At 68.9% G+C, this 19,662-nt stretch carries 21 protein-coding genes; 9 read left to right on the plus strand and 12 right to left on the minus strand.

The window, feature by feature from the left end:
• Nucleotides 1–20 precede the first annotated feature (20 nt).
• On the plus strand, nt 21–689 hold the full coding sequence (locus tag AC1RVY_RS25940) for a helix-turn-helix transcriptional regulator (RefSeq protein ID WP_492809003.1): 669 nt from the start codon (nt 21–23) through the stop codon (nt 687–689).
• Between the two features lie 299 nt (nt 690–988).
• Here the strand turns inward: AC1RVY_RS25940 and AC1RVY_RS25945 are convergent, their stop codons facing one another.
• Both AC1RVY_RS25945 and AC1RVY_RS25950 read right to left on the minus strand, forming a co-directional pair.
• Nucleotides 989–2,173 (minus strand): serine hydrolase domain-containing protein, encoded by a 1,185-nt coding sequence (locus AC1RVY_RS25945; RefSeq protein WP_369644018.1) that lies wholly within the window; start codon nt 2,171–2,173, stop codon nt 989–991.
• A 146-nt stretch (nt 2,174–2,319) separates the two neighbouring features.
• A complete protein-coding gene (locus AC1RVY_RS25950) occupies nt 2,320–3,267 on the minus strand; it encodes a helix-turn-helix domain-containing protein (RefSeq protein ID WP_492809006.1) in 948 nt (315 codons plus the stop codon).
• Nucleotides 3,268–3,692: 425 nt separating this feature from the next.
• On the opposite strand from AC1RVY_RS25950, the gene AC1RVY_RS25955 reads away from it, so the two are divergent.
• Nucleotides 3,693–4,412 (plus strand): META and DUF4377 domain-containing protein, encoded by a 720-nt coding sequence (locus AC1RVY_RS25955; protein ID WP_255590827.1) that lies wholly within the window; start codon nt 3,693–3,695, stop codon nt 4,410–4,412.
• Nucleotides 4,413–4,431: 19 nt separating this feature from the next.
• Here the strand turns inward: AC1RVY_RS25955 and AC1RVY_RS25960 are convergent, their stop codons facing one another.
• The 6 genes from AC1RVY_RS25960 to AC1RVY_RS25985 form a co-directional block, all read right to left on the minus strand.
• Entirely contained in the window at nt 4,432–4,875 is a 444-nt protein-coding gene (locus tag AC1RVY_RS25960) for a helix-turn-helix domain-containing protein (protein ID WP_218295259.1), read from the minus strand.
• A gap of 100 nt (nt 4,876–4,975) precedes the next feature.
• Nucleotides 4,976–5,887 (minus strand): DMT family transporter, encoded by a 912-nt coding sequence (locus tag AC1RVY_RS25965; protein ID WP_492809009.1) that lies wholly within the window; start codon nt 5,885–5,887, stop codon nt 4,976–4,978.
• Between the two features lie 145 nt (nt 5,888–6,032).
• Nucleotides 6,033–6,344, minus strand: coding sequence for an HU family DNA-binding protein (locus AC1RVY_RS25970; RefSeq protein ID WP_492809011.1), 312 nt, complete (start codon nt 6,342–6,344; stop codon nt 6,033–6,035).
• A 445-nt stretch (nt 6,345–6,789) separates the two neighbouring features.
• Nucleotides 6,790–8,337 (minus strand): IPTL-CTERM sorting domain-containing protein, encoded by a 1,548-nt coding sequence (locus tag AC1RVY_RS25975; protein ID WP_492809013.1) that lies wholly within the window; start codon nt 8,335–8,337, stop codon nt 6,790–6,792.
• Between the two features lie 74 nt (nt 8,338–8,411).
• Complete coding sequence (locus tag AC1RVY_RS25980; protein WP_492809015.1) at nt 8,412–9,662, minus strand: IPTL-CTERM sorting domain-containing protein; 1,251 nt, start codon at nt 9,660–9,662, stop codon at nt 8,412–8,414.
• A gap of 237 nt (nt 9,663–9,899) precedes the next feature.
• The gene (locus AC1RVY_RS25985; protein ID WP_369644013.1) at nt 9,900–10,334 is read right to left on the minus strand and encodes a hypothetical protein; all 435 of its coding nucleotides are present in this window, start codon (nt 10,332–10,334) and stop codon (nt 9,900–9,902) included.
• Nucleotides 10,335–10,646: 312 nt separating this feature from the next.
• On the opposite strand from AC1RVY_RS25985, the gene AC1RVY_RS25990 reads away from it, so the two are divergent.
• Both AC1RVY_RS25990 and AC1RVY_RS25995 read left to right on the plus strand, forming a co-directional pair.
• Complete coding sequence (locus tag AC1RVY_RS25990; RefSeq protein ID WP_492809017.1) at nt 10,647–11,768, plus strand: helix-turn-helix transcriptional regulator; 1,122 nt, start codon at nt 10,647–10,649, stop codon at nt 11,766–11,768.
• A 37-nt stretch (nt 11,769–11,805) separates the two neighbouring features.
• Nucleotides 11,806–12,903, plus strand: a complete 1,098-nt coding sequence (locus AC1RVY_RS25995; protein ID WP_492809019.1) for a helix-turn-helix transcriptional regulator — start codon at nt 11,806–11,808, stop codon at nt 12,901–12,903.
• Between the two features lie 241 nt (nt 12,904–13,144).
• Here the strand turns inward: AC1RVY_RS25995 and AC1RVY_RS26000 are convergent, their stop codons facing one another.
• Nucleotides 13,145–13,267: a hypothetical protein gene (locus tag AC1RVY_RS26000; RefSeq protein WP_255590824.1), complete on the minus strand. Its 123-nt coding sequence runs from the start codon at nt 13,265–13,267 to the stop codon at nt 13,145–13,147.
• A gap of 325 nt (nt 13,268–13,592) precedes the next feature.
• Here AC1RVY_RS26000 and AC1RVY_RS26005 point away from each other — a divergent pair, with 325 nt between their 5' ends.
• Both AC1RVY_RS26005 and AC1RVY_RS26010 read left to right on the plus strand, forming a co-directional pair.
• Complete coding sequence (locus AC1RVY_RS26005) at nt 13,593–13,874, plus strand: hypothetical protein (RefSeq protein WP_492809021.1); 282 nt, start codon at nt 13,593–13,595, stop codon at nt 13,872–13,874.
• Between the two features lie 265 nt (nt 13,875–14,139).
• Complete coding sequence (locus tag AC1RVY_RS26010; protein WP_218295250.1) at nt 14,140–15,231, plus strand: helix-turn-helix transcriptional regulator; 1,092 nt, start codon at nt 14,140–14,142, stop codon at nt 15,229–15,231.
• A 105-nt stretch (nt 15,232–15,336) separates the two neighbouring features.
• On the opposite strand, the gene AC1RVY_RS26015 is transcribed toward AC1RVY_RS26010, so the two are convergent.
• The 3 genes from AC1RVY_RS26015 to AC1RVY_RS26025 all read right to left on the minus strand — a co-directional run bounded on the left by AC1RVY_RS26015 (nt 15,337) and on the right by AC1RVY_RS26025 (nt 17,422).
• Nucleotides 15,337–16,527 carry an NnrS family protein gene (locus AC1RVY_RS26015; protein ID WP_492809024.1) on the minus strand — a complete coding sequence of 397 codons (1,191 nt, stop codon included), beginning with the start codon at nt 16,525–16,527 and terminating at the stop codon, nt 15,337–15,339.
• A gap of 22 nt (nt 16,528–16,549) precedes the next feature.
• Entirely contained in the window at nt 16,550–16,843 is a 294-nt protein-coding gene (locus AC1RVY_RS26020; RefSeq protein WP_218295248.1) for a DUF2249 domain-containing protein, read from the minus strand.
• 204 nt (nt 16,844–17,047) lie between these two features.
• Nucleotides 17,048–17,422 carry a PilZ domain-containing protein gene (locus tag AC1RVY_RS26025; RefSeq protein ID WP_218295247.1) on the minus strand — a complete coding sequence of 125 codons (375 nt, stop codon included), beginning with the start codon at nt 17,420–17,422 and terminating at the stop codon, nt 17,048–17,050.
• Nucleotides 17,423–17,688: 266 nt separating this feature from the next.
• Between AC1RVY_RS26025 and AC1RVY_RS26030 the strand changes: the two genes are divergently transcribed.
• From AC1RVY_RS26030 to AC1RVY_RS26040, 3 genes are all read left to right on the plus strand, one after another.
• A complete protein-coding gene (locus tag AC1RVY_RS26030) occupies nt 17,689–18,183 on the plus strand; it encodes a hypothetical protein (protein ID WP_218338732.1) in 495 nt (164 codons plus the stop codon).
• 109 nt (nt 18,184–18,292) lie between these two features.
• A complete protein-coding gene (locus AC1RVY_RS26035) occupies nt 18,293–19,072 on the plus strand; it encodes a 2OG-Fe dioxygenase family protein (protein ID WP_218295245.1) in 780 nt (259 codons plus the stop codon).
• 123 nt (nt 19,073–19,195) lie between these two features.
• On the plus strand, nt 19,196–19,633 hold the full coding sequence (locus AC1RVY_RS26040) for a universal stress protein (protein ID WP_218295244.1): 438 nt from the start codon (nt 19,196–19,198) through the stop codon (nt 19,631–19,633).
• Nucleotides 19,634–19,662: the final 29 nt, after the last annotated feature.

Genomic DNA, 19,662 nt, shown 5'->3' on the forward strand with positions numbered 1-19,662 from the left:
TTGCATATTAAGTGGGTGCCATGCTTTATACAAGTAAAAACTTTGAAAATAAGGCAGACCTGCCGACGGCGGATCGCATCCTTTTTTTCATCAAGTCCAAGGGCGCCGCATCCACTGCCATGCTTGCGACGGCGATGGACCTGACGCCGGAGGCGGCCCGGCAGCAAGTCCAGAAACTGGTGGCGTCAGGATGGATCGAGGGGCGGCAGGAAGCGCTGCCTGGCGTGGGGCGCCCGCGCCAGAACTGGGTGCTGACCGAGGCCGGCAATGGCCGGTTCCCGGACACGCATGCGCAGCTGGCCGTACAGATGATCGGGTCGGTGCGCGCGTTGTTTGGCGAAGAAGGGATGGACCGTCTGATCGCGCAGCGCGAAGCCGAGGCGCGGGCCACGTATTTGCAGGTCTGCAAAGGCCGGACCCTGAAGGAGCGGCTTGAACAGCTCGCCACCGTTCGTACCGAAGAAGGCTACATGGCGCGTGTCGAACGTGACCGGAGCAGCTGGCTGTTGATCGAGGACCACTGCCCGATCTGCATCGCCGCGCGCACCTGCCAGGGTTTTTGCCGTTCGGAACTGCAGCTATTCCAGGAAGTCGCTGGTGCGGATGCCCGAGTCAGTCGTGAGCAACATCTGTTGGCGGGCGCGACGCGTTGCGTGTACCGCATCGTTGCAGTCAACCGCCAGTCCTGAGCGCTCTCAAGACACCTGCAAAGGTGAGATCGGCCTGCTGCAGGTGGGGTGCGGTCGTGAAAGCCCGGCAGTCCACGGGCTGCTTTTCCCGGTGGCTGCCATTGAGGGCTGACCCAAAAAAAACACAGCCGAAGACTTGGCCTCGGCGGCTCGTCGGCAGGGGTGGATTTTTCAGTTTCGGCCTGGTGCATACCGCCTGCTCCTTGCTCCTTCCCAACGGCGGCATGCATTTCCTGTTTGCTGTTTGCCTACTTGGCCAGCGCCACCGTTGAGTGGCGCTGGCGGTACGACCTTGTCCGTTATCCCTTCCTTGTCCGGCGCAGGGCGTCGTAGACGCCTTTCTCGTAGGCGTACAACAGATCCATGACCCTTGCATCCGCGAAAGGGAAGGTCTGGGTCGCCAGCAGTCCGGCGATGCCGGTGTGCGGATCGATCCAGAAGAAACTGTTGGCCAGGCCGGCCCACGAGAGGCTGCCTGCGGGGCGGCCCGTAGGGGCTTCCTCTTCATTGATCTGGAATGCCAAGCTCCAGGTTTTTCGCAGGCCCGGGAAGAACTCCGCGTCGGCGGTCAGCGCGATGGCAGCCTTGAGCAGGCTCACCCGCGCGTTGCCGATCTGGTTGAGCATCAGGTGGCTGACCACCGTCTCCGGCTTCAGTACACGCTCGCCGTCTAGTTGGCCGAGGTTGAGCACCATGCGCATGAAGCGGGCATAGTCGCCTGCGGTGCTGTAGAGCGCGCCACCTCCCATGTGGAACTCGGGCTCCTGAGTGATCTCGAAAGGGAAGGGGGCAAAGGCGCCGTCTTCGCCGCGCAGGTGTACGCCGGCAAGGCGCTGGCGCATGTCGGGCGTGATATGGAAGCCCGTGCTGGTCATGCCCAGCGGCCCCCAGAGGTTCTGGTGCATGAACTCACCCAGCGTGAGGCCGGTCACGGCCTCGACCATGCGGCCGGCCCAGTCGATGCCTATGCCGTACTCCCAACGCTCGCCCGGGTCGGCCACCAGAGGCAGTTCCAGCGCCTTCAAGCGGCAGTCGATGGTTCCGGGGATGCCGAGCGCCGCCTGCACTTTTTGCATGTCGGGGTTCCAGATCTCGTAGCTGCAGCCGGAATTGTGCGAAAGCAGATGCCGCAGCGTGATCGGGCGCTTCGGCGGGCGGGTGATCGGTTGCCCTTGCGCGTCAAAACCGGTCAACACCCCCAGCGCGCCAATGGCAGGTACCACACGGGAAGCTGGCGCATCGAGGTCCAGCAGGCCGCGCTCGACGCACTGAATGGCGGCTACCGAAGTAATCGCTTTGGTCATTGAAGCAATCCACAACACCGTGTCGGGGCCCATGGCCGCACCGCCTCCCAACTGGCGCTCACCGGCGCTTCCTTCGTACAGGATGCCGTCCCGATCGGCTACGAGAGCCAGTACGCCCGGTGCGTGACCTCGTTTCACGCCGTCGGCAAGAATTTCGTCGAGCGCATTTTTCATGTTCATGTTGTCTCCTGGGAATTTTTGGTCACTCGCTTCAACGCCGCAGCATTGCGGGCGTCAGCGAGGAAAGTCTAGGAAACGAAGTGCGCTGCGGCTGGCCGTATCACGCCAGGTCTCTGGCCGCCATGTGCCAGCGACGGCTTGCCTTGTCAGCGCAATGCATGCGCCCGGAAAGCCTGTGGCGTCATCTGGCGTTGCCGATGGAACTGGCGAGCGAAATGCGACGCATCGGTGAAGCCGCAGCGCCGGCCAATCTCGCCCACCCCCAGCCGGCGAAACCGCGGCTGAGCGAGCAAGCCCGCTGCCGCCTCCACGCGCAGGGTCATGAGCGTGGACAGGTATCCCTGGCCTTGCGCGGCCATCGCCCGGTGCAGCGTGCGCAGCGACAAGCCGGCATCGGCTGCAACCTCTGCCGCTGTCAGCCCAGGCTGCATGAAACGGGCGCGCATGACCTGGAGGGACCGTTCGTAGGCCACCTGCATGGCGGGGCGCTGCGCACCATCGACATCGTCCAGCAGTGACAGCAGTCCTCCCAACTGGTCTTCGATCAACTCGTCCTGGGAGCAGGGTCGATCCACAAGGCCGCGAGGGACCAACGCTTCCTTGATGCCACGCAGCGCCAGTCCCCAGCCAGCGTCGCCCCGCAGCGGGCGTCCAATGAGCCGCGAAGGCTCGGGCAGCCACCGCTCAACCCAATCAATGGGCAGTTCGACCGACAGGTCGTCCAGGCCAGCGCCAAAGTCGAACTCGTAGGGTTCGCGAGAGTCGATGAGGATGGAATCCCCGGGCTGCAAAATGCTCGTGCGGCCCACGTGTACGGCGCGCCATGGAAGCTGGGGCTGCGATAGCAGGTAGTAGGCATTGCGCGGGCCGCGGGCTATCTCTGCGGCGGAGCGCAGGACCTTCTGCGGCGCACCCCGTGCTTGGTGCGGCAGGATGCAGTGAAGCGTGCAGCGCTCAATGCTGCCGAAGAAACCGTCTCGCTGCAGCGGCAAGGCGTCCATCTCCAGCACTTCGGCATGCAGCGCATCGCGCCAGCCCCGCAACCGCATGGATTCAGGCAGATTTTCCGACGACCAGGAGCTCAGGCTTCGCATCTCAGACCTCGGCGATTGATGGGTAAGCATAACGCGGCACCCACCGGCTTGGCCACCTGGCGCAAGTTGTGGGGCCCAGGAGTCGGCGTGGCCGACCGTCAAGCGACGGGCGGCTGGCAGCAGCGCCAGGGCGGCGCGAAAGGTGTTCCCGATGCCCACAAGGTCAAAGCCATGCAAGCCGTGACACCCCCCGGCGTGAACCAATTGGAAGCGCGGGCATCGAAAGCACTTTGCCGCCCCCTTGGCATGGCCCCTGTTCACGGCCCCGCAGCTTGTGTGCGGGCACTCCACCCATCAGAAATCAACCCTTTGCAATGACAACGAAACTTGATCACCCCTGGCTACCCCTTCGGGCTGCGACCACCTTCGCTGCAGCCCTGCTGCTGTCGGCGTGTGCCACGGTTGCACCACCTCCAAAAGCACCCATGCCAGAGCCTTTTCCGCCTGCCAGCCTGCCGGGCGCAGTGCAGTCCCATGTGTGGGATGTGACGTCCGCGGTGGACAGCCAGGGGCGGGCGGCCGCCCACTGGCGCCTGGACGGCCGCGCGCCCGTCCGGCTGCAGTTCGACAAGGGGCAGCTTCTGGTGCGCAACCTCTGCAATGCCGTGGGAGCCGCATACCAGCTCGACGGCCATCGCATCCAGCTGGCGCGGCCCACCAGCACGCTGCGCGCCTGCCCCGACAGCGCGCTGATGGCCCTGGAGCAGCAGGTGCTGGCCCAGCTGCCGGGTGCCCAGCGCCTGGATCTGCTGCCCGGCGGGGCATCACAGCCGCGCATGGTCCTGCACTTTGGCGACGGCAGCCGCTGGGAACTGGCGGGCACGCCCACGCCGCAGACACTGTACGGCAGCGCAGGCGAACGACTGTTCCTGGAGGTCGCGCCCCAGCGGGCGGCCTGCAGCCACGGCGTGATGAAGGGCGCTCAATGCCTGCGCGTGCGTGAGATCCGCTATTCCGCTGACGGCGTGAAGCAGTCGGAAGGCCCATGGAGCCTGTTTTACGACGAGATCCAGGGCTTTGCCCACGAGAGCGGCACCCGCACGGTGCTGCGCGTGAACCGGTTCAAGCGCCAGAACGTGCCGGCCGATGCATCGGCCTACGCCTACGTGCTGGACATGGTGGTGGAGACGGAGACCGTGCGCTGAGGCAGGTTCTCGACTGACTTCAGGCGTGCCCCAGTTTTCGCCGGGCATTTTTCGGCCCCATGCTCCGGAGGTCGTCAATGCGCGCCAGCTGCGCAGCCCGAGGACGCGCCTTGCCCGACTCCCACCGGCTCACGGACAACTGCGAGGCACCGAGCAACTGCGCCATCTGCGCCTGGGTGATGCCCAATGCGGCGCGCATCTGCCGGACGACCTCGGGGTGGAACTCCGCCTTCGACCCCTGTGCGATGGCCTTCTTGGCAACAGGCGGGGTTTCTTCCGCCACGGGGGGCTGACGCTTCGCAGCCTTGAGCTGCGAAGCGAGCGACTTGACTTCGCGTTTCAGGGCAGCGATCTCCGAGCGGTGGTTCGTGATCGCCTTGCGCATGCTCTGCAACTCAGGCTTGAGCTCCTTGCGCGCCATGCGCACGACTTCGGCCCGGAATGCGTTCGAGAAGGAATTCATGGGCGGATGGTACGTGATCTGCACGCACCCCGCAGGGCGCGACACTGACGACATGACCGGCTTGCACCGGCGGCCCGGGACGCATCTGGCAGCGACCGTGTCACGCAAACCTTCGCCCCACCACCACGGTCGCCACCACCGCCAGCGCAAACCCGAGCGTGGTGGCATCCACCGGTTCACCGAGCAGCGGTATGGATGCCGCAATGGCAAAGAACGGCTGCAAGAGCTGTACCTGGCCCACGCGCAGCGCACCCCCCAGCGCCAAGCCGCGGTACCAGGCAAAGAACCCGGCCCACATGGAAAACACTCCCACATAGACGAATCCCGCCCACGCAGTCGCCGACACGGATTGCGCGGGCCACAACAGGAAAGTGGCGGGCAACGTCACCGGCAGGGCCATCACGCACACCCAGCAGATCACACGCTCGGCACCCAGTGCAGGAGTCACCTGCGCCCCGTAGACATACCCCACGGAGGCGGCAATGACGCCCCCGACCAGGAGCAGATCCGCGACCTCGAAGCCCAACCCATGGCCGCCAGCACTGTGCGCCCGCAGCGCCGAGAACGCCACCACCAGCGCACTGCCCAGCAAGGCACAAACCCAGAACCCCGGGCGCGCGCGCTGGCGCAGCACCAAGGCGGCACACACCGAGGTGACCAGGGGCAGCAGGGCCGTGATCACTGCCGCATGGCCAGCCGTCACGGTGCGCAGGGCATAGGCCAGCAGCAAGGGATATCCCAGCAGGTTCCCCAGCACGGCCATCCCGAGCGGCTTCCACTGAACCCGGGTGGGCAAGGGCGGCCTGGTGAGCGCGAGAAACAGGACGGACAGCATGCCCGCAAGCGCGGCGCGCCCCAGCGTCACGAACCAGGGGGACAGCTGCGGCGCATCGACCGTGCCGGTGGCCAGGCGCGTGGCGGGCAGCGTGATGCCAAAAAACGCCACGCCCAGCACCCCCAGCCAAAGACCTGCGGTCTCGCGCCGGATGGACTGGAATGCGGAAAGCTTCATGGGAAGGGGCACAGGATGGAAGGAGTCCGGTCGTCTCGACACACAACACAAGGAAGCGCAAGGGTTGCGCGCACTGCGCGCAAAACTCCTGGCGTCTGAAGAGACAGGACCGCGCCGGCCATGGGCCAGCGCGACGGACGCAGGCTTACTTGCCCGCCTTTTCAGCCTTGCGCTGGGCCGCCCTGGGATCCACCACCGCCTTGAACCTGGCGCCGGGCACGAACTTGGGCACCGTGCTGGCAGGGATCTTCAGCGCCGCGCCGGTCGATGGGTTCTTGCCCGTGCGCGCAGCGCGCTTGGCGGACTTGAAGGTGCCAAAGTCCACCAGTTGAACGGCGTCGCCCCTCTTGACGGCAGTCTGGACGGCTTCGATCAGGGTTTCCAGCACCGCATTGGCAGCGGTCTTGGACAGGTTGTTCCTGGAGGCCAGGATGTCAACGAGTTCGGCGCGGTTCATGGTGGTGGCTCTCGATGCAAAGAGATGGGGAAAGCCGAGTTATAGCGCAGACACCCGGAGCGCCGTCGCTCGGTGCCGGGCGGCACCTTTGGCAAGCACTCCACCCCGGTCCTCTCGGCCAGCGCTTGACCGCTGATCGGTTGGTTGACCGTCTTTCCCTCCCAGCCCTCTTGAGCGGGATCCGCGCAGATTTGCGGCTGCTTGCACACCCGCTTCCCTCCAGGCAAAAGAAAAGGCGCTCACAGAGAGCCCACAGGGAGCCCGGTCTGCCTGGCCAGTGCGGGTCTGCTCGACACCGGCGGTGGTTGGCCAAGCCTCCGGGCGTGCTCTGCGCGGTGGCCACGGCCGCCCCTGTGCGTGAGGGGGGCTGGCAATTGCCGGCGCCCTGCTGCTGGCCTGTGAAACCCTGCCGGCGCTTGTCGGGGCTGCGCTGGCAGCTATCGAATCAGGAGCCCACAGCGCGGAGGCGCACGCCTGCGAGCAGCATCAGCGCGCTGAGCAGCAGCACGCCCCACTGCGACAGCGTGGGCACGGCCTGTGCGTTGCCCGGCCCGCCGGGGGCCGCCGCGCTGGGCGTGGCGGCGGCGGGCGGCGCCGAGGGGGCCGAGTCGATGCCGCCCAGGGCGGAAGCGACAACGGTGAAGGTGTAGGGCGTGCCGTTGGTCAGCCCCGTCACGGTGCAGCTGGTCGCGGGGTAGTTGGCGGTGCAGGTGCGGCCGCCGGGCTGGGCGGTGACGGTGTAGTGGGCGGGCGTGGTTCCGGTGCCTGCGGGGGCTTGCCAGCGCACGGTGACCTGGGTGTTGCCGGGCTGGGCGGTGACGTTGGCGGGGGGCAGGGGGGCGGTGTGGGTGTACAGCTCGCCGGTGTTCGTGACGGCGTCGCCAGTGGTTTCCCCGCCCAGCACCAGCACCTGGCCGCCAGCAAGCAGGGTCGCGGTGTGGCCCCGGCGGGCGGTGACCAAGTCGGGCTGCCGGGTGGCTTGACCCGGGCCGGAGGCAAAGGAGACTGTCGAGGCGATGACGCTGGCGCCACCCGCGCTGTCGCCCCCTGCCACCAGCACGTTGCCAGGGACACCAGGCAGCAGGGTGGCGCTGTTGCCGCCGAACTCGAAAGCGGGGAGATTCGGGCCCGCCGCCCAGGTGCTGTCGGCGGGGTTGAACACCAGGGTGGTCGTGACGTGGCTGTTGCCGCCTGCCACCAGCACCCGGCCATCGGGCAACAGCGTGGCGGTGTGCCGCGCACGGTAGAAGGTGTTCAGGGCGGGCACGGGCACCTCCGTCCATGCGCCCGTGGCGGGGTCGCGCAGGTAGGCGCTTTGGGCGGCGATGTTGCCGTTGTCGTAGCCGCCCACCACCAGCACGCGGCCATCGGGCAGCAGCGTGGCGGTGTGCTCGCGCCTGCGGGCGGGCAGGTCGATGCCGCTGGACCAGGTGCCGGTGACGGGGTCGAAGATTTCCACGGAGGACAGCGCCTCCTGCCCCGCGATGCCCCGGCCGCCCACCACGAGCACGGTGCCATTGGGCAGCAGCGTGGCGGTGTGGTGGGAGCGGCGCAGCGTCAGCTGGCCCGTGCTGGCGGCGAAGGTGTTGGTCAGGGGGTTGTAGAGGAGGCTGTTGGCGTTGGCGCTGTTCACCGGGCCGGCCTCCCGCCCGCCGACCAGCAGCACATTGCCGCCGGGCAGCGGGGTGGCGGTGTGGCCGAAACGGGGGCTGGGCAGGTCGGGGCCGCTGCTCCAGGTGTTGGCCGCGGGGTTGTACAGGCGGGTGGTGGCGAGGGCGATGGGGTTGTTTCCGCCATCCACGTTGCCGGTGTCGCCGCCCGCCACCAGCACGGTGGAATCGGCCAGCCGGGTTGCGGTGTGCAGCGTGCGGGCCTCGTCCATGGGCGCGATGGGGGTCCAGCCCGCATGGGCGGCGGCCATGCCCAGGCACAGCGCGCTGGCATGCAGCAGGCGCCGCAGGGCTCTGCGGTGGTGGTGGGTGGGTGAGTGCATGGGGGTGAGATCCTCTTTTTTGTGGTCAAAAGTGGCTCCAGCGCTTTTCTGGAAAGGCGCTGGCAGCTATCGAATCAGGAGTGGATGGCACGGCGGCGAACGACTGCCAGCAGTACCAGCGCGCTCAGCAGCAGCACGCCCCACTGCGACAGGGTGGGCACGGGTTGCGCCCCACCGGGGCCTGGAGGCATCGCGCGGGGCGTGGCGATGACCAGCGGGAACGAGGTGGCGGACACGCTGCCATTGGCTCCGGTGGCCGTCACCCAGAGGGTGTAGGCCGTGCCATTGGTCAGGCCCGGCACGGTGCAGCGGGTGGTGGGCGCTGGCACGGTGCAGCTGGCGCCGCCTTGGCTGGCCGTGACGGTGTAGCTCACGGGCGGCGTGCCGCCCACGGGTGCCTGCCAGTTCAGTGTGATCTGGCCGTTGCCGGGCTGGGCCGTCACGCCCGTGGGGGCGCCAGGGGCGGGATTGGCGCTGGGTGTCGCGAAGGCCAATGAAGGAGGGGAGATGGACCCGTCCGCTGCGGCCGCCCTCACGAGGAAGCGGTAGCTGGTGCCGTTGCTCAGGCCGCTCACGGTGCAATTGGTGGCGGGGTGCGGCGCGGTGCAGGTGCCGCTGACGGCGCTCAGGTTCAGGGCGGTGACGGTGTAGCTCACCGGCGTGGCGCTCACCGCGCCGCCCACGGGTGCTTGCCAGCGCACGGTCACTTCGCCATCGCCGGGCGTGGCGGCGGCCTGGGTGGGCACGCCGGGCGGCAGCGGCGGCGCCTCGCAGTCGCTGGCGACGGCGACGGGGTTGGTGGTGCCTATGCGCAGGCCCAGATTGAGCTGCCGGAAGCTCCGACCGCCCGATATGCCCTCGCTGAAAGTATTGATGCTCCCACTGAACTCGGCATTCCAGCTCGGGGCGGTGGCGAGCACCAAGCCATCGACGGTGTAGGGGTTGTTGTTGCTGGCCAGGCTGGTGATGTTCAAGCCGTTGGGCAGCAGCGCTCCGCTGGCATCCGTGGCGGTAAAGGGGCCCGAGAACTGCGCCCCGTTGAAGCTGGCCTGCGTGTAGACCACGTTGGCGGCGTTGTTCATGCGCCAGATGACGCACCTGAGGTCGGCGGGCCGCCATGTCTGGCTTTGGGCGGTATTGCCCCCGTTGTCGTAGACCAGTGTGACGGCGTAGCGCTCGCCATCGCGGATTTCGGCGAAGGTGGACTGGTCGATGGTGCCGGTGCTGGTGATGGCGAACGGCGCGGCCTGCGCCGCGCAGGCCGCGGCAGTGGCCAGCACGGCTGCGAGCCAGTGGCGCAGGGGGTGGTGCATGGTGTATGTCATGGGTTGTGGTTGAAAAGTGCCACCGGCGCTTATTTGTCAAGCGTTGGATGCTATCGAATTAGGAGTGATTCCAATCGCGCCCGCTGGTCCTTGGCGACGATGGAGCGTTCGTCCTCGTCGCCGAGGTAGGTGACGGGGGCGTCGGGTGCGCGCCACCAGGGCTGGCTGTGGCCGGGCGTGGAAAGAAGCACTCCTCTGGATGTGCTGTCGTTGGGAACAGGACGTGAAACAGAGCGCTCAAGGGCGCCCCTTGCGGCGCGCGCGCATCACTTCCACGTTGGCGCGCTGCTCGGGCGTGAAGCCTGGCGCGGGCTGGGCGCCGGGCGCCTTCTCCACGGCCAGCGCCATGCCCGCGTGCAGGGCGGCCAGCGTGGCGGTGGCGTATTCGCGGCTGGTCAGGCCCTGGCGCGCCAGCGCGGCGCGCACCTGGGGGTGGGCGTCGAGCTTGCGGGCGAGGTCCTCGACCGACTCGGCGTCGTCGTCGTCCTCATCGCCGCTGCTCCCGGGCGCCTGCGGCAGCTTGCGCAGCTCGGCCGCCGCCGCTTCCATGCGGTCCAGCAGCGCGGGCGTGAGGCGAAAGTGCGCCGGGTCGGCGGCGCCCGCCGCCCAGGCGCTGGCGGTGGTGGCGACCAGCGCCAGCGCGGCGAGGGTGTGGGTGATGGCAAGGGGCATGGCAGTGTTCACGAGGACAAGGTTTTGGTTTGAAGTAAAAATGGCCGGAAGCGCTTGCTGTACAAGCGCTGGCAGCTATCAAATTCGATGAGGATTTACGCAAGAACGGGTTCCGGAAAGACGTTTGCACCATGGCAAGGCCGCTGTGGCATCCTTGTTTGCGCACGTCCTGTCGATGTATCCAGGCAGCCGGGCCGGCCCGCCGTGGGGATGCGCGCAAGGCTAGGGGCGCACCGCCCGTGCGGCCCCACCCCGGCGGGGTAGTCGTGCGGCGGCGCGGCGCGCTACATTCGCGCTTTCGTGAAAAAAACCATGCCCACGCCCCGCCGCGCCACCCAAGCCGCCGCCCATCTGCGGCAACTGGCCTGCCTGGATGCCACCGGGCCGCACGCCATCGCGCCCGTGCTGGGCGAGCTGCACCACCTGATCGGGTTCGACGCGGGCTGCCTCATCCACCCCGGCGCGGGCGGCGAGATGGAGGTGTTCGTGGAGAGCCCCGTGTTGCAGGCCGCGATGCCCGACTATTTCGACCCGCGCATCCTGGCGAGCGAGGCGCGGGTGATGCACCGGGGTGCGCGCTTGTTTCAGGAGGCGCTGCGCGTGGAACGCGGCGCGCTGATGCTGCCGCAGATGGCCAAGGTGCCCCTGTCCGAGCTGGTGCGCAGCGACTTCTTCAACGCGGTGCTGCGCCCCGGCGACGTGGGCGATGGCCTGAAGCTGCCGCTGCACACGCGCGCGGGCCAGGGTGTCGGCATGTTGTGGCTGTACCGCCGCGAGGCGGACCGGCGCTTCACGCCCGAGGACGCCGCCGCGCTGGGCCGCCTCGAACCCGTGCTGGCGCGCGCGCTGCAGCCGCTGGATCCGGGCGAGGCCGGCGGCGACAGCGAGGTCTGCGGTCAGGGCCTGCTCGTCGTGTCGCCCGATGGGCGGCTGCAATGGATGTCGCCCGAGGCGCAGGCGCTGCTGGCGCTGGCCCTGGGCACGCGCTGGCGCGCGGGCGGCGGCAGTGATCTGCCGGACGTGGCGCGCCTGCTGGTGCAGCGCCTGTTCTGGCCCGCCACGGACGGCGAGGCGCCGCTGCCCGACGTGGCGGTGCGCAATGCCCACGGCGCGTTCTCGCTGCGCGCCACGCGCCTGGCGGGCGTGGCGGGGGCGGGCGAGGCGGCCGCCATCCACATCACCCGCCGGGTGCCGCGCGGCACCCGGCTGCTCGCCCACCTGCGCGCGCAGGACCTGCCCCGGCGCCAGGCCGAGCTGGCCTACTGGCTCGTGCGCGGTGCGCAGGAGTCGCAGATCGCCGAGCGCATGGGCGTGAGCATCAACACCGTGGCCTACCACCGCCGCCAGCTCTACGACGCTTTGGGCGTGCAGGGCCGCCAGGGGCTGGCCGAGCGGCTGCTGCCACCCCCATCGACAACTACCCCCCTGGGGTAGGCCGCGCGGCGCGCGGGGCCGATAGATTCGGCCCTCCATGCCCACGCACCACCAGGCGACGAACGCCATTGCGCACCTGCGCCACCTCGCCCGCCTGGATGCGAGCGGGCCGGAGCTGATCGCGCCCGTGCTCGCCTCGCTGCACGCGCTCATCGGCTTCGACTCCAGCGGCTACTTCTACCCCGGTGCGGGCGGCGAGCTGGACGTGCACATGGAACACCCCGCCGTGCAGGCCGCCGTGCCCGACCACTTCGACCCGCGCATCCTGGCGAGCGAGGCGCGGGTCTTTCACAACGTGCTGCAGCACGGCGACGACATCGCCCGCCACCCGCGCGGCCCGCAGTCGCTGGCGCAGATGCTGCGCGTGCCCGCCGCCGAGCTGCTGCGCAGCGACTACTACAACGTGGTGATGCGCCCCGCCGGCGTGGCCGACTGGCTCAGCCTGCCGCTGCGCGCGCCGCAAGGCCAGGGCATGGGCCAGGGTGTGGGCATGCTGTTCCTGTTCCGCCCTCCCGGGGCGCGGCCCTTTGCCGACGAGGACCTCGCCATGCTCGCGAGGCTGCAGGCGTGGCTGGCGCGCACGCTGTGGCCCGGCGGCGTGAACGCGGGCGGCGAGGTGCTGCGCGAGGGCGTGCTCGTCGCCACGCCCCTGGGCCAGCCACTGTGGGCCTCGCCCGAGGCCGAGGCGCTCATGGCCCAGGCGCTGGGCTGGCGCTGGCGCGGCGCGGGCCGCGCGCCGCTGCCGCATGCGCTGCAGCTGCTCATCCAGCGCCTGCGCCTGCCCGGTGCGCCCGCGCCGGAAATGGCGCTGCGCAACGCCCACGGCGCGTTCCACCTGCGCGCCGCGCCCCTGGCCGCGGCCACCGGCCCCGGCGAGGCCGTGGCCCTGCACATCACCCAGCGCGTGGCCCCCGCGGCCCGCCTGCTGGAGGCGCTCGGCCGCACCGGCCTGCCTCCGCGCCAGCGCGAACTGGCCTACTGGCTTGCGCGCGGCCTGCCCGAATCGCGCATCGCCGGGTGCATGGGCATCAGCGCGAACACGGTGGTCTACCACCGGCGGCAGCTCTATGCGGCGCTGGGCGTGGCGAGCCGGGCGGAGCTGCTCGAGTGCCTGGCGGTGGGCGATATTGTCTGAGGTGTTTTGGCACGCTGGCACTTGTGCATCAAGCGCCATAAGCTATCAAATTAGGAGCATCCTGGCCATTCGGCAGTCAGCCAGCCAGTCAGTCAGTCAGGCCAGCAACAGCAGGCCGGCGGCCAGAGCCGGCGGCAGGGCTCAGCGGTCCGTCGGGGCGTGAACCCGGTCCACCAGGCTCAGGACGACCCCAAGGCGCCGCACAACAAGCCATGACGTGGGAGGGCCGGGCGTGCGGAGGTCATGCCCATTTCCAAATCCTGCGCAGCACGAGGGCAACGGCGAACAGGCCCACGAGCAGGGGCGTCGTGGCTCCGGCAAAAAGCCAGCAGGGGAGGGCGTGGCTGAGCGCGGCGGTTTTCATGTTTTCGCTCCAGGGAAATACGAATACTGTGTAAATATACAGTATTTGGATGGATATGTCCCGCAGCGGCGCGAAGGGAAGGCCTGGCGGGAGCGGGTTTGGTGGCGCGCGCAATCAGCGAGAGCAAGCCGGGCCTGTCCGCAGGGCGGGACCCTTGCAGCGGACGGTGGATGCTTTGCCTCTGGAAGGCCGACCACGCTGTCCGCAGGGGTATGGGGGAAACCATTGTTCGCCCTGTCCGCGCATGATGGGGACAAACCTTGGTTGCGACCGGAGCTGGGCAGTTCGCCGTAAGTACCGCAGCGCCCAGAATGGAAGGTGCGGTATGTCCATCACCATCACCGTCGCGCCGACGGTCGCCCACGAGGCCTTCGAGCGAATAGAGGCCCTGGCCCAGGGGTTGCCAGAAACCGATCCCAACTTCGAAGGCCTGTCCATCCGCGTGGAGCGGCACGACTTCACCGGTGTGCGCGACCCGCACGATGAGTTGCGGGCAGCGCACCTGCTGCATCTGGTCGAGGATGCGATTGAATCCGAGACAAGCCATTTTGGCGAGCTGCAGCCTTCCCCCCAGTGGGAACGGCAGTCACCCTCATCCCTGTTCTAAAGAAACCGCGAGGATGCTGCGCGGCTTGCGGGGGGGGCGGGTACCCCCAAAGAGACACGCGGCGGTTCGTGGCCGCGCTGAAACCTTGCATGGCGGCCCGGTCGGGGCGCCGCGCCACCACGGGCCCGGCGCCAAAAAGCAGAGGCCATGCGTCCCCGGGGCGCCGCGCCCCACCCCTGGGGGTGGGTTGCTGTGGGGGGCCGGTGTGCTAGCTTTGCCTCCACGCATTGCCTGGATGCGCTGTGGCACATAACTCAACTACTCCATGCCTTTTTCCCGTATTCAGCGGCGCGCCCTGGCGCGCCTGCAACAGCTGGCCTGTCTGGACGTCAACGGTCCGCAGCTCATCGAACCCCTGCTGCATGAGCTGCACCACCTGATCGCCTTCGACACGAGCGGCTACTTCCACCCTGGCAGCGACGGCGCGCTGGATGTGTACATCGAGCCATCGCTGGCGCGTGACTTGATGCACCTGTACTTCGAGCCGCAGGTGAGGGCGAGCGAGCACAAGGTGATCCGCCGCAGCGCCCACGATTTCGCCGCCGCCGTGCGCGACGACCATGGGCCGCAGGTGATGGAGCAGTTGATCACCGTGCCGATGGGCGAGCTGCTGCGCAGCGACTTCTACAACCTGGCGCTGCGCCCTGCGGAACTGCTGGACTGCCTGAGCCTGGTGCTGCGCACGCCACAGGGGGCGGGCGTGGGCGCGCTCAAGCTGTATCGCAGGCCGCAGGCGCCGCGCTTCGGGGCCGAGGACGCAGCCCTGCTGGCCCGGCTGGAGCCGTGGCTGGCGCGCATCCTGCAGCCCGGCGAAGTGGATGCGCACGACAGCGTGGTGCATGAAAGCGCCATGCTGGTGGCCTCGCCGCAAGGGCAGCTGCTGTGGACATCGCCCCAGGCCGACCGGCTGATGGCGCTGGCGTTCGGGCCGCGCTGGTACCGGCGTGCCGAACTGCCGCCCGCGCTCCAGGCGCTGCTGCAGCGCCTGGAACATGCCCGCCAGGGGGGCAGCGTCCGCGCGCCGCCGCAGCTGGACCTGCGCAACGCCAGCGGCGCGTTTTCGCTGCGCGCGACACTGATGGCCGCCGCGGCCGGCGAAGGCCGGGCGGCGGGCATCCACATCACCCAGCGGGTCTCGCGCGTGGCGCAGCTGCTGCCCGCGTTGCGCGCGCTGGGCCTGCCGCAGCGCCAGCACGAGCTTGCGTACTGGCTCGCGCGCGGCCTGCCCGAGGCGCAGATCGCCACGCGGATGGGCATCAGCGAGAACACCACCACCTACCACCGCCGCCAGATCTACACACGGCTGGGCGTGCAAAGCCGGCTGGAGCTGCAGGACTACCTCTTCGCACCGGCATGAGGGAGGGCACGGCCAGCCGCGCGCACGCGCCCACGCACGCACCACGGACCCGGTGGGCTGGCGCCGGAGTGGAGATGGCCTTGACGGCGGCGCGGCGCACGGCCGCTACCCCGGATAGCCGTCGGCCCGTGGGCGGGACAGCACCGGCCAGTAGCGCACGGCGTACAGCGCAAAGCCTGCCGACCAGAGGGCGGCGGACAGCAGGCTGGCGTGCACCGTCTGCGCGGGGCTGGCGAGCGGCACCGCCACACGCACGGCGGCGGCCAGCAGCACCAGCAGGTAGCAGGCGGTGTCGCAGCGGTCCGCGCGCAGGGGCCGCCCCGTGTGGCCGCGCGCGGTGCGCGTCATCATTCCGATGATGAGACCGCCCACCGCGCCCACCGTCAGGGCGTGGGTGGCCAGGGAGGAGGCCGCCAGGCCCAGGTCGCCCAGGCAGCGAAGCAGCAGGTGCACGGGAATCCAGAGATAGGCCATGTGCAGCACCCAGACCAGCGGCACGCGCAGCGCCGTCCAGGGCTGCCACAGCGCCCAGCGCCAGGTGTGAGCCAGACAGGCGAATGCCGCGATGGTGGCCAGTGGCCATCCGCCCAGGCCCGTGGCGTCCGCGGCGAGCAGGGCCAGCACCGATCCCAGCGCGGCCTTTTCCACGGCAGGCCGCCGGGTTGCTTGCGCGCCCGCCACGCCGTTGTTGGTGAACATCGGGATCACGCGCCCGCCCATGACGGCCAAGATGAAAAGAACCACGTCCAGCGCGATCCGGATGCCGAGCCCTGCGGGGACGGGAAAGACGCCCAGCTGCGACAGATGGAAAAGCAGCATGGCGGCGCCCAGCAGCAGGAGCAGCGCCACAAAGAAATAGTTGCGCTGGTTCCGCGCCTTCCAGAACGCAATGCCCAGGCTGGCCGCCGCGGCCAGCGGAAACGCCACGTTCACCACGGCGGCCGTGGCTGCGAAGGGTGTGAGCACCAGAATCCGTCCCGCCACCCACAGGGCGGCCAGCGCACCCAGGCGCCATCCCGTCGGGGTGGGAAGGTTGGTCCAGTTGCGGCCGGCGGTGAAGAGAAAGCCCACGATGACCGCCAGCGCGAAGCCGAACAGCATCTCGTGGGCATGCCAGAGCGGGCCCGCCAGATAGGGGCGGCCCAGCGCGCCGGAGAACTGCAGCGCCCACAAGGGAACGGACAGCGCTGCGAACACGCTTGCCAGCAGGTAGAACGGCCGGAAACCGAGCGCGAACAGGGCCAACCGCCGGGACGGGGCGGGGCGCGGTTCTTCCATGCCGATAGGGAGTGCCATGGCGGTAGGGCCCCGGCCCGGGCTACGCACCGCCGCAGGCGCCGCAGCATTGCCCGCTGCCGTGGCCTGGGGCGCGTTGTTTCTGGATGCGCACGCGCCATTGTGCGGGCCCGTTCTCCAGGTAGCTCCAGGTGAACTGGCCCGGCAGTTCTTCCTGGAACTGGTAGTACAGCGGCCGGGGATCGTGGTCGTTGACCAGGTCCATGGCCTGCCCGGCAGCCAGCTTGCCAAAGGCGAGAAAAATGGACGGATGGCGCTCGCGGGGGGCGATTGCGCGCACGTCGATGGTGGCTGCGGTAGTTGCTTGGTCTTGCATGGCGCTTAAAGATTCATGTTTTATGAATCTATTATGGCGCGTGCCGCCGGAACGTCAATTGATGAGTGTCAATGAATGGATGCCGTGATGGATGCCGTCGCCATGCCGAGCCCGGGCAGGCACGGCGCGGTCAAGGGCGGGGCCTGCCTGTGCCTGCGCCTGCCGCAAGCCCGGCCGGCTTCGGCGCCGGGGGCCGTCGCTTGTTCAGGAAAGGGAGGAGGCCGCGGTCAGCTCGCCCAGATCGCGTTCGAGCAGTGCGGGGTCGCCCAGCTGCAGCTCGATCAGGCGGCGCAGGTGGGTCACGCTGTCCAGGTCGATCCCGCGGCACAGCAGACCGGTGTGCAGCCCCTCCACGTGCGCGACCTCGGTGGACATGGCGATGTGGTTGCCGGTTTCGGCCAAGGGAATGGTCAGCTGGCACAGCATGCCGGTCTGCAGGTTCGCCTGCGCGGGTGCCACCAGCAGCGCGCCCTTGAGCGAAAGGTCCTGCACGTGGACGCTGAAGGCGTCGGTGGACGTGGTCAGCAAGGCCGGCGCGTCAAAGCCGACGCGGACAAAGTGGCGGCGTTCGTGGGGCATCGCTGTCTCCTGGACCGAAGCGGGTGGTGGCACATGCTACTCCAAGCCCGGCGGCTGCACGCATTTGCCGGGCACGCCGGGCCGCCGGATGAACCTGCTTCAGGCGGCGTGGGGCGGCGGCGGGCAGCCCGGTTCTGTCGCCATTTGCTTACATCTTTTGCGCGGATTCGGGTTTAGGGTAGGGCGGGCTTTGTTACAAATCAGGGTCCGCGCACCGCAGCCGCACATCGTGTGCTGTTCCGGGCGGTACAAGCAAGGAGTTCCCGATGAAAACCACAACCATGACCACGATGTCCACGATCCGTCTCCTCCTGTCTGGCGCGGCGGCCGCGCTGCTGCTCGCCGCGGCGGGCGGCGCGCATGCGCAGACCTACATCAATGCCACGGTGGGCGGCGAGCTGGCCCCCGGCGTGTACGGCCGCATCAACATCGGCAATGCGCCACCGCCGCCGCTGCTGTATGCCGAGCCGGTCATCATCCACCGCCCCGCGGTCGTGGTGCCGCGCTCGCCGATCTACCTCTACGTGCCGCCCGGCCATGCCAAGAACTGGGGCAAGCACTGTGCGCGCTACAACGCGTGCAGCCAGCCGGTGTACTTCGTGCAGGAGCCGCCACCACGCCGTGGCCCTCCGCACCGGGGCCCTGGCCGCGATGACCGCCGGTGGGATGACGACCATCGCCACGGCGGCAAGCAGGACCGCGACCATGACCGGGGCCGCGGCAACAATGGCAAGGGCCATGGACATGGCCACCGCGACTGACTGACTGACGGACCGCGCGGCGCACCTTCCTGCAAGGCCGCGCCGCGCTGCACCGCGTTTGCGCCATCGCAGACGCGGTGCCGGCACCAGCGGTTAAGCTCGGGCCTCTATGGCCCAAGTCACTTTTTCTCCCCCCTTCACCGCCCCCCAGGATGTCGCCAGCCAGCTGCGGCAGAACGGCTTTGCCGTCCTGTCGCCGGCGGACGTGGCCCGCTGGACGGGCTGCGCCCTGCCGGAATTGCTGGGCCTGAACGGCGACTGGGCGGGGCTGCCCCCCGATGATTTCCTCAAGGACGGCGGGCGCTACCGCCGCCGCCGCCATGCCTGCTTTGTGGTGCAGGACGGGCAGGTGCGGCAGGTGCCGCACCGCGCGCACTGGCAGCCTGTGGAGTACAACGCGCTGCATGGCGGCATGGAGCGCTGGTTTGCCCCCATGGAGCCCGCCACCGTCGCCCGGCCGGTGTGGCAGCAGCTGCTGGCAGCGCTGGCCGGGGTGTCCGATGCCGTGTTTGCGCGCTCCGAGGCGCCTGCATCCTGGTTCGTCGAGGCCCACCAGTTCCGCATCGACACCACCGACGGCATTGGCCGGCCCACCCCCGAGGGCGCCCACCGCGACGGCGTCGACCTGGTGGCCGTGTTCCTCGTGGGGCGCGAGGGCATCAAGGGCGGCGAGACGCGGGTGTTCGAGGCGGCGGGCCCCAGCGGCCAGCGCTTCACGCTGACCGAGCCGTGGTCCCTGCTGCTGCTGGACGACGCGCGCATGATCCATGAATCCACACCCATCCAGCCCCTGGCCGAGGGGGGGTATCGCGACACCCTCGTGGTCACCTGCCGCCGGGGTGGTTTCCAGGGGGCGGATGTGGTCGGGCAGGCCCCTGCGGGCCGCTGAACGCCGGCAAGGGAGTGCGTCCGATTTGATGCGAATCAAGATGCGCGGTATGGTGGGCGTTCAAACTGATGTCCATGGCCGGGCCACAAGCCAGGTCCCACACTCAACTCAAGGAGAAGCACCATGTTCAAGCACATTCTGGTTCCAGTCGACGGTTCCAACACCTCGATGCTCGCGGTCTCCAAGGCCGCGGCCCTGGCCAAGACCTTTGGCAGCGCCGTGACGGCGGTCTACGTGGTCGATCCCTATCCCTTCACGGGCGTGGGGGCTGATTTCGCCTACGGCCAGGCCCAGTACATCAACGCGGCCACCGCCGAGGCCAACAGCGCCCTGGATGCCACCAAGAAGGCCATGGCCGAGGCTGGCGTGCCGGTGACCACCGTGGTGGGCGAAGGCCACGCAGTGCATGAAGGCATCCTGCGCGCGCTGGAAAGCACGGGCGCCGATCTCATCGTGATGGGCTCGCACGGCCGCCGCGGGCTTGAAAAGCTGGTGCTGGGCAGCGTCACGCAGCGCGTGCTGGGCGTGGTGCACATCCCGGTGCTGGTCGTGAGGGACTGAGCGCCATCCCCCATGAGGAACGGCTCCGA

The sequence above is a fragment of the Acidovorax sp. GW821-FHT11A03 genome (assembly GCF_058809075.1).

Bases quoted from the DNA above. Each gene is read 5' to 3' on its own strand.
- AC1RVY_RS25940 (WP_492809003.1), top strand. From the start codon at position 21: ATGCTTTATACAAGTAAAAACTTTGAAAATAAGGCAGACCTGCCGACG.
- AC1RVY_RS25945 (WP_369644018.1), bottom strand. From the start codon at position 2,173: ATGAACATGAAAAATGCGCTCGACGAAATTCTTGCCGACGGCGTGAAA.
- AC1RVY_RS25950 (WP_492809006.1), bottom strand. From the start codon at position 3,267: ATGCGAAGCCTGAGCTCCTGGTCGTCGGAAAATCTGCCTGAATCCATG.
- AC1RVY_RS25955 (WP_255590827.1), top strand. From the start codon at position 3,693: ATGCCAGAGCCTTTTCCGCCTGCCAGCCTGCCGGGCGCAGTGCAGTCC.
- AC1RVY_RS25960 (WP_218295259.1), bottom strand. From the start codon at position 4,875: ATGAATTCCTTCTCGAACGCATTCCGGGCCGAAGTCGTGCGCATGGCG.
- AC1RVY_RS25965 (WP_492809009.1), bottom strand. From the start codon at position 5,887: ATGAAGCTTTCCGCATTCCAGTCCATCCGGCGCGAGACCGCAGGTCTT.
- AC1RVY_RS25970 (WP_492809011.1), bottom strand. From the start codon at position 6,344: ATGAACCGCGCCGAACTCGTTGACATCCTGGCCTCCAGGAACAACCTG.
- AC1RVY_RS25975 (WP_492809013.1), bottom strand. From the start codon at position 8,337: ATGCACTCACCCACCCACCACCACCGCAGAGCCCTGCGGCGCCTGCTG.
- AC1RVY_RS25980 (WP_492809015.1), bottom strand. From the start codon at position 9,662: ATGACATACACCATGCACCACCCCCTGCGCCACTGGCTCGCAGCCGTG.
- AC1RVY_RS25985 (WP_369644013.1), bottom strand. From the start codon at position 10,334: ATGCCCCTTGCCATCACCCACACCCTCGCCGCGCTGGCGCTGGTCGCC.
- AC1RVY_RS25990 (WP_492809017.1), top strand. From the start codon at position 10,647: ATGCCCACGCCCCGCCGCGCCACCCAAGCCGCCGCCCATCTGCGGCAA.
- AC1RVY_RS25995 (WP_492809019.1), top strand. From the start codon at position 11,806: ATGCCCACGCACCACCAGGCGACGAACGCCATTGCGCACCTGCGCCAC.
- AC1RVY_RS26000 (WP_255590824.1), bottom strand. From the start codon at position 13,267: ATGAAAACCGCCGCGCTCAGCCACGCCCTCCCCTGCTGGCTTTTTGCC.
- AC1RVY_RS26005 (WP_492809021.1), top strand. From the start codon at position 13,593: ATGTCCATCACCATCACCGTCGCGCCGACGGTCGCCCACGAGGCCTTC.
- AC1RVY_RS26010 (WP_218295250.1), top strand. From the start codon at position 14,140: ATGCCTTTTTCCCGTATTCAGCGGCGCGCCCTGGCGCGCCTGCAACAG.
- AC1RVY_RS26015 (WP_492809024.1), bottom strand. From the start codon at position 16,527: ATGGCACTCCCTATCGGCATGGAAGAACCGCGCCCCGCCCCGTCCCGG.
- AC1RVY_RS26020 (WP_218295248.1), bottom strand. From the start codon at position 16,843: ATGCAAGACCAAGCAACTACCGCAGCCACCATCGACGTGCGCGCAATC.
- AC1RVY_RS26025 (WP_218295247.1), bottom strand. From the start codon at position 17,422: ATGCCCCACGAACGCCGCCACTTTGTCCGCGTCGGCTTTGACGCGCCG.
- AC1RVY_RS26030 (WP_218338732.1), top strand. From the start codon at position 17,689: ATGAAAACCACAACCATGACCACGATGTCCACGATCCGTCTCCTCCTG.
- AC1RVY_RS26035 (WP_218295245.1), top strand. From the start codon at position 18,293: ATGGCCCAAGTCACTTTTTCTCCCCCCTTCACCGCCCCCCAGGATGTC.
- AC1RVY_RS26040 (WP_218295244.1), top strand. From the start codon at position 19,196: ATGTTCAAGCACATTCTGGTTCCAGTCGACGGTTCCAACACCTCGATG.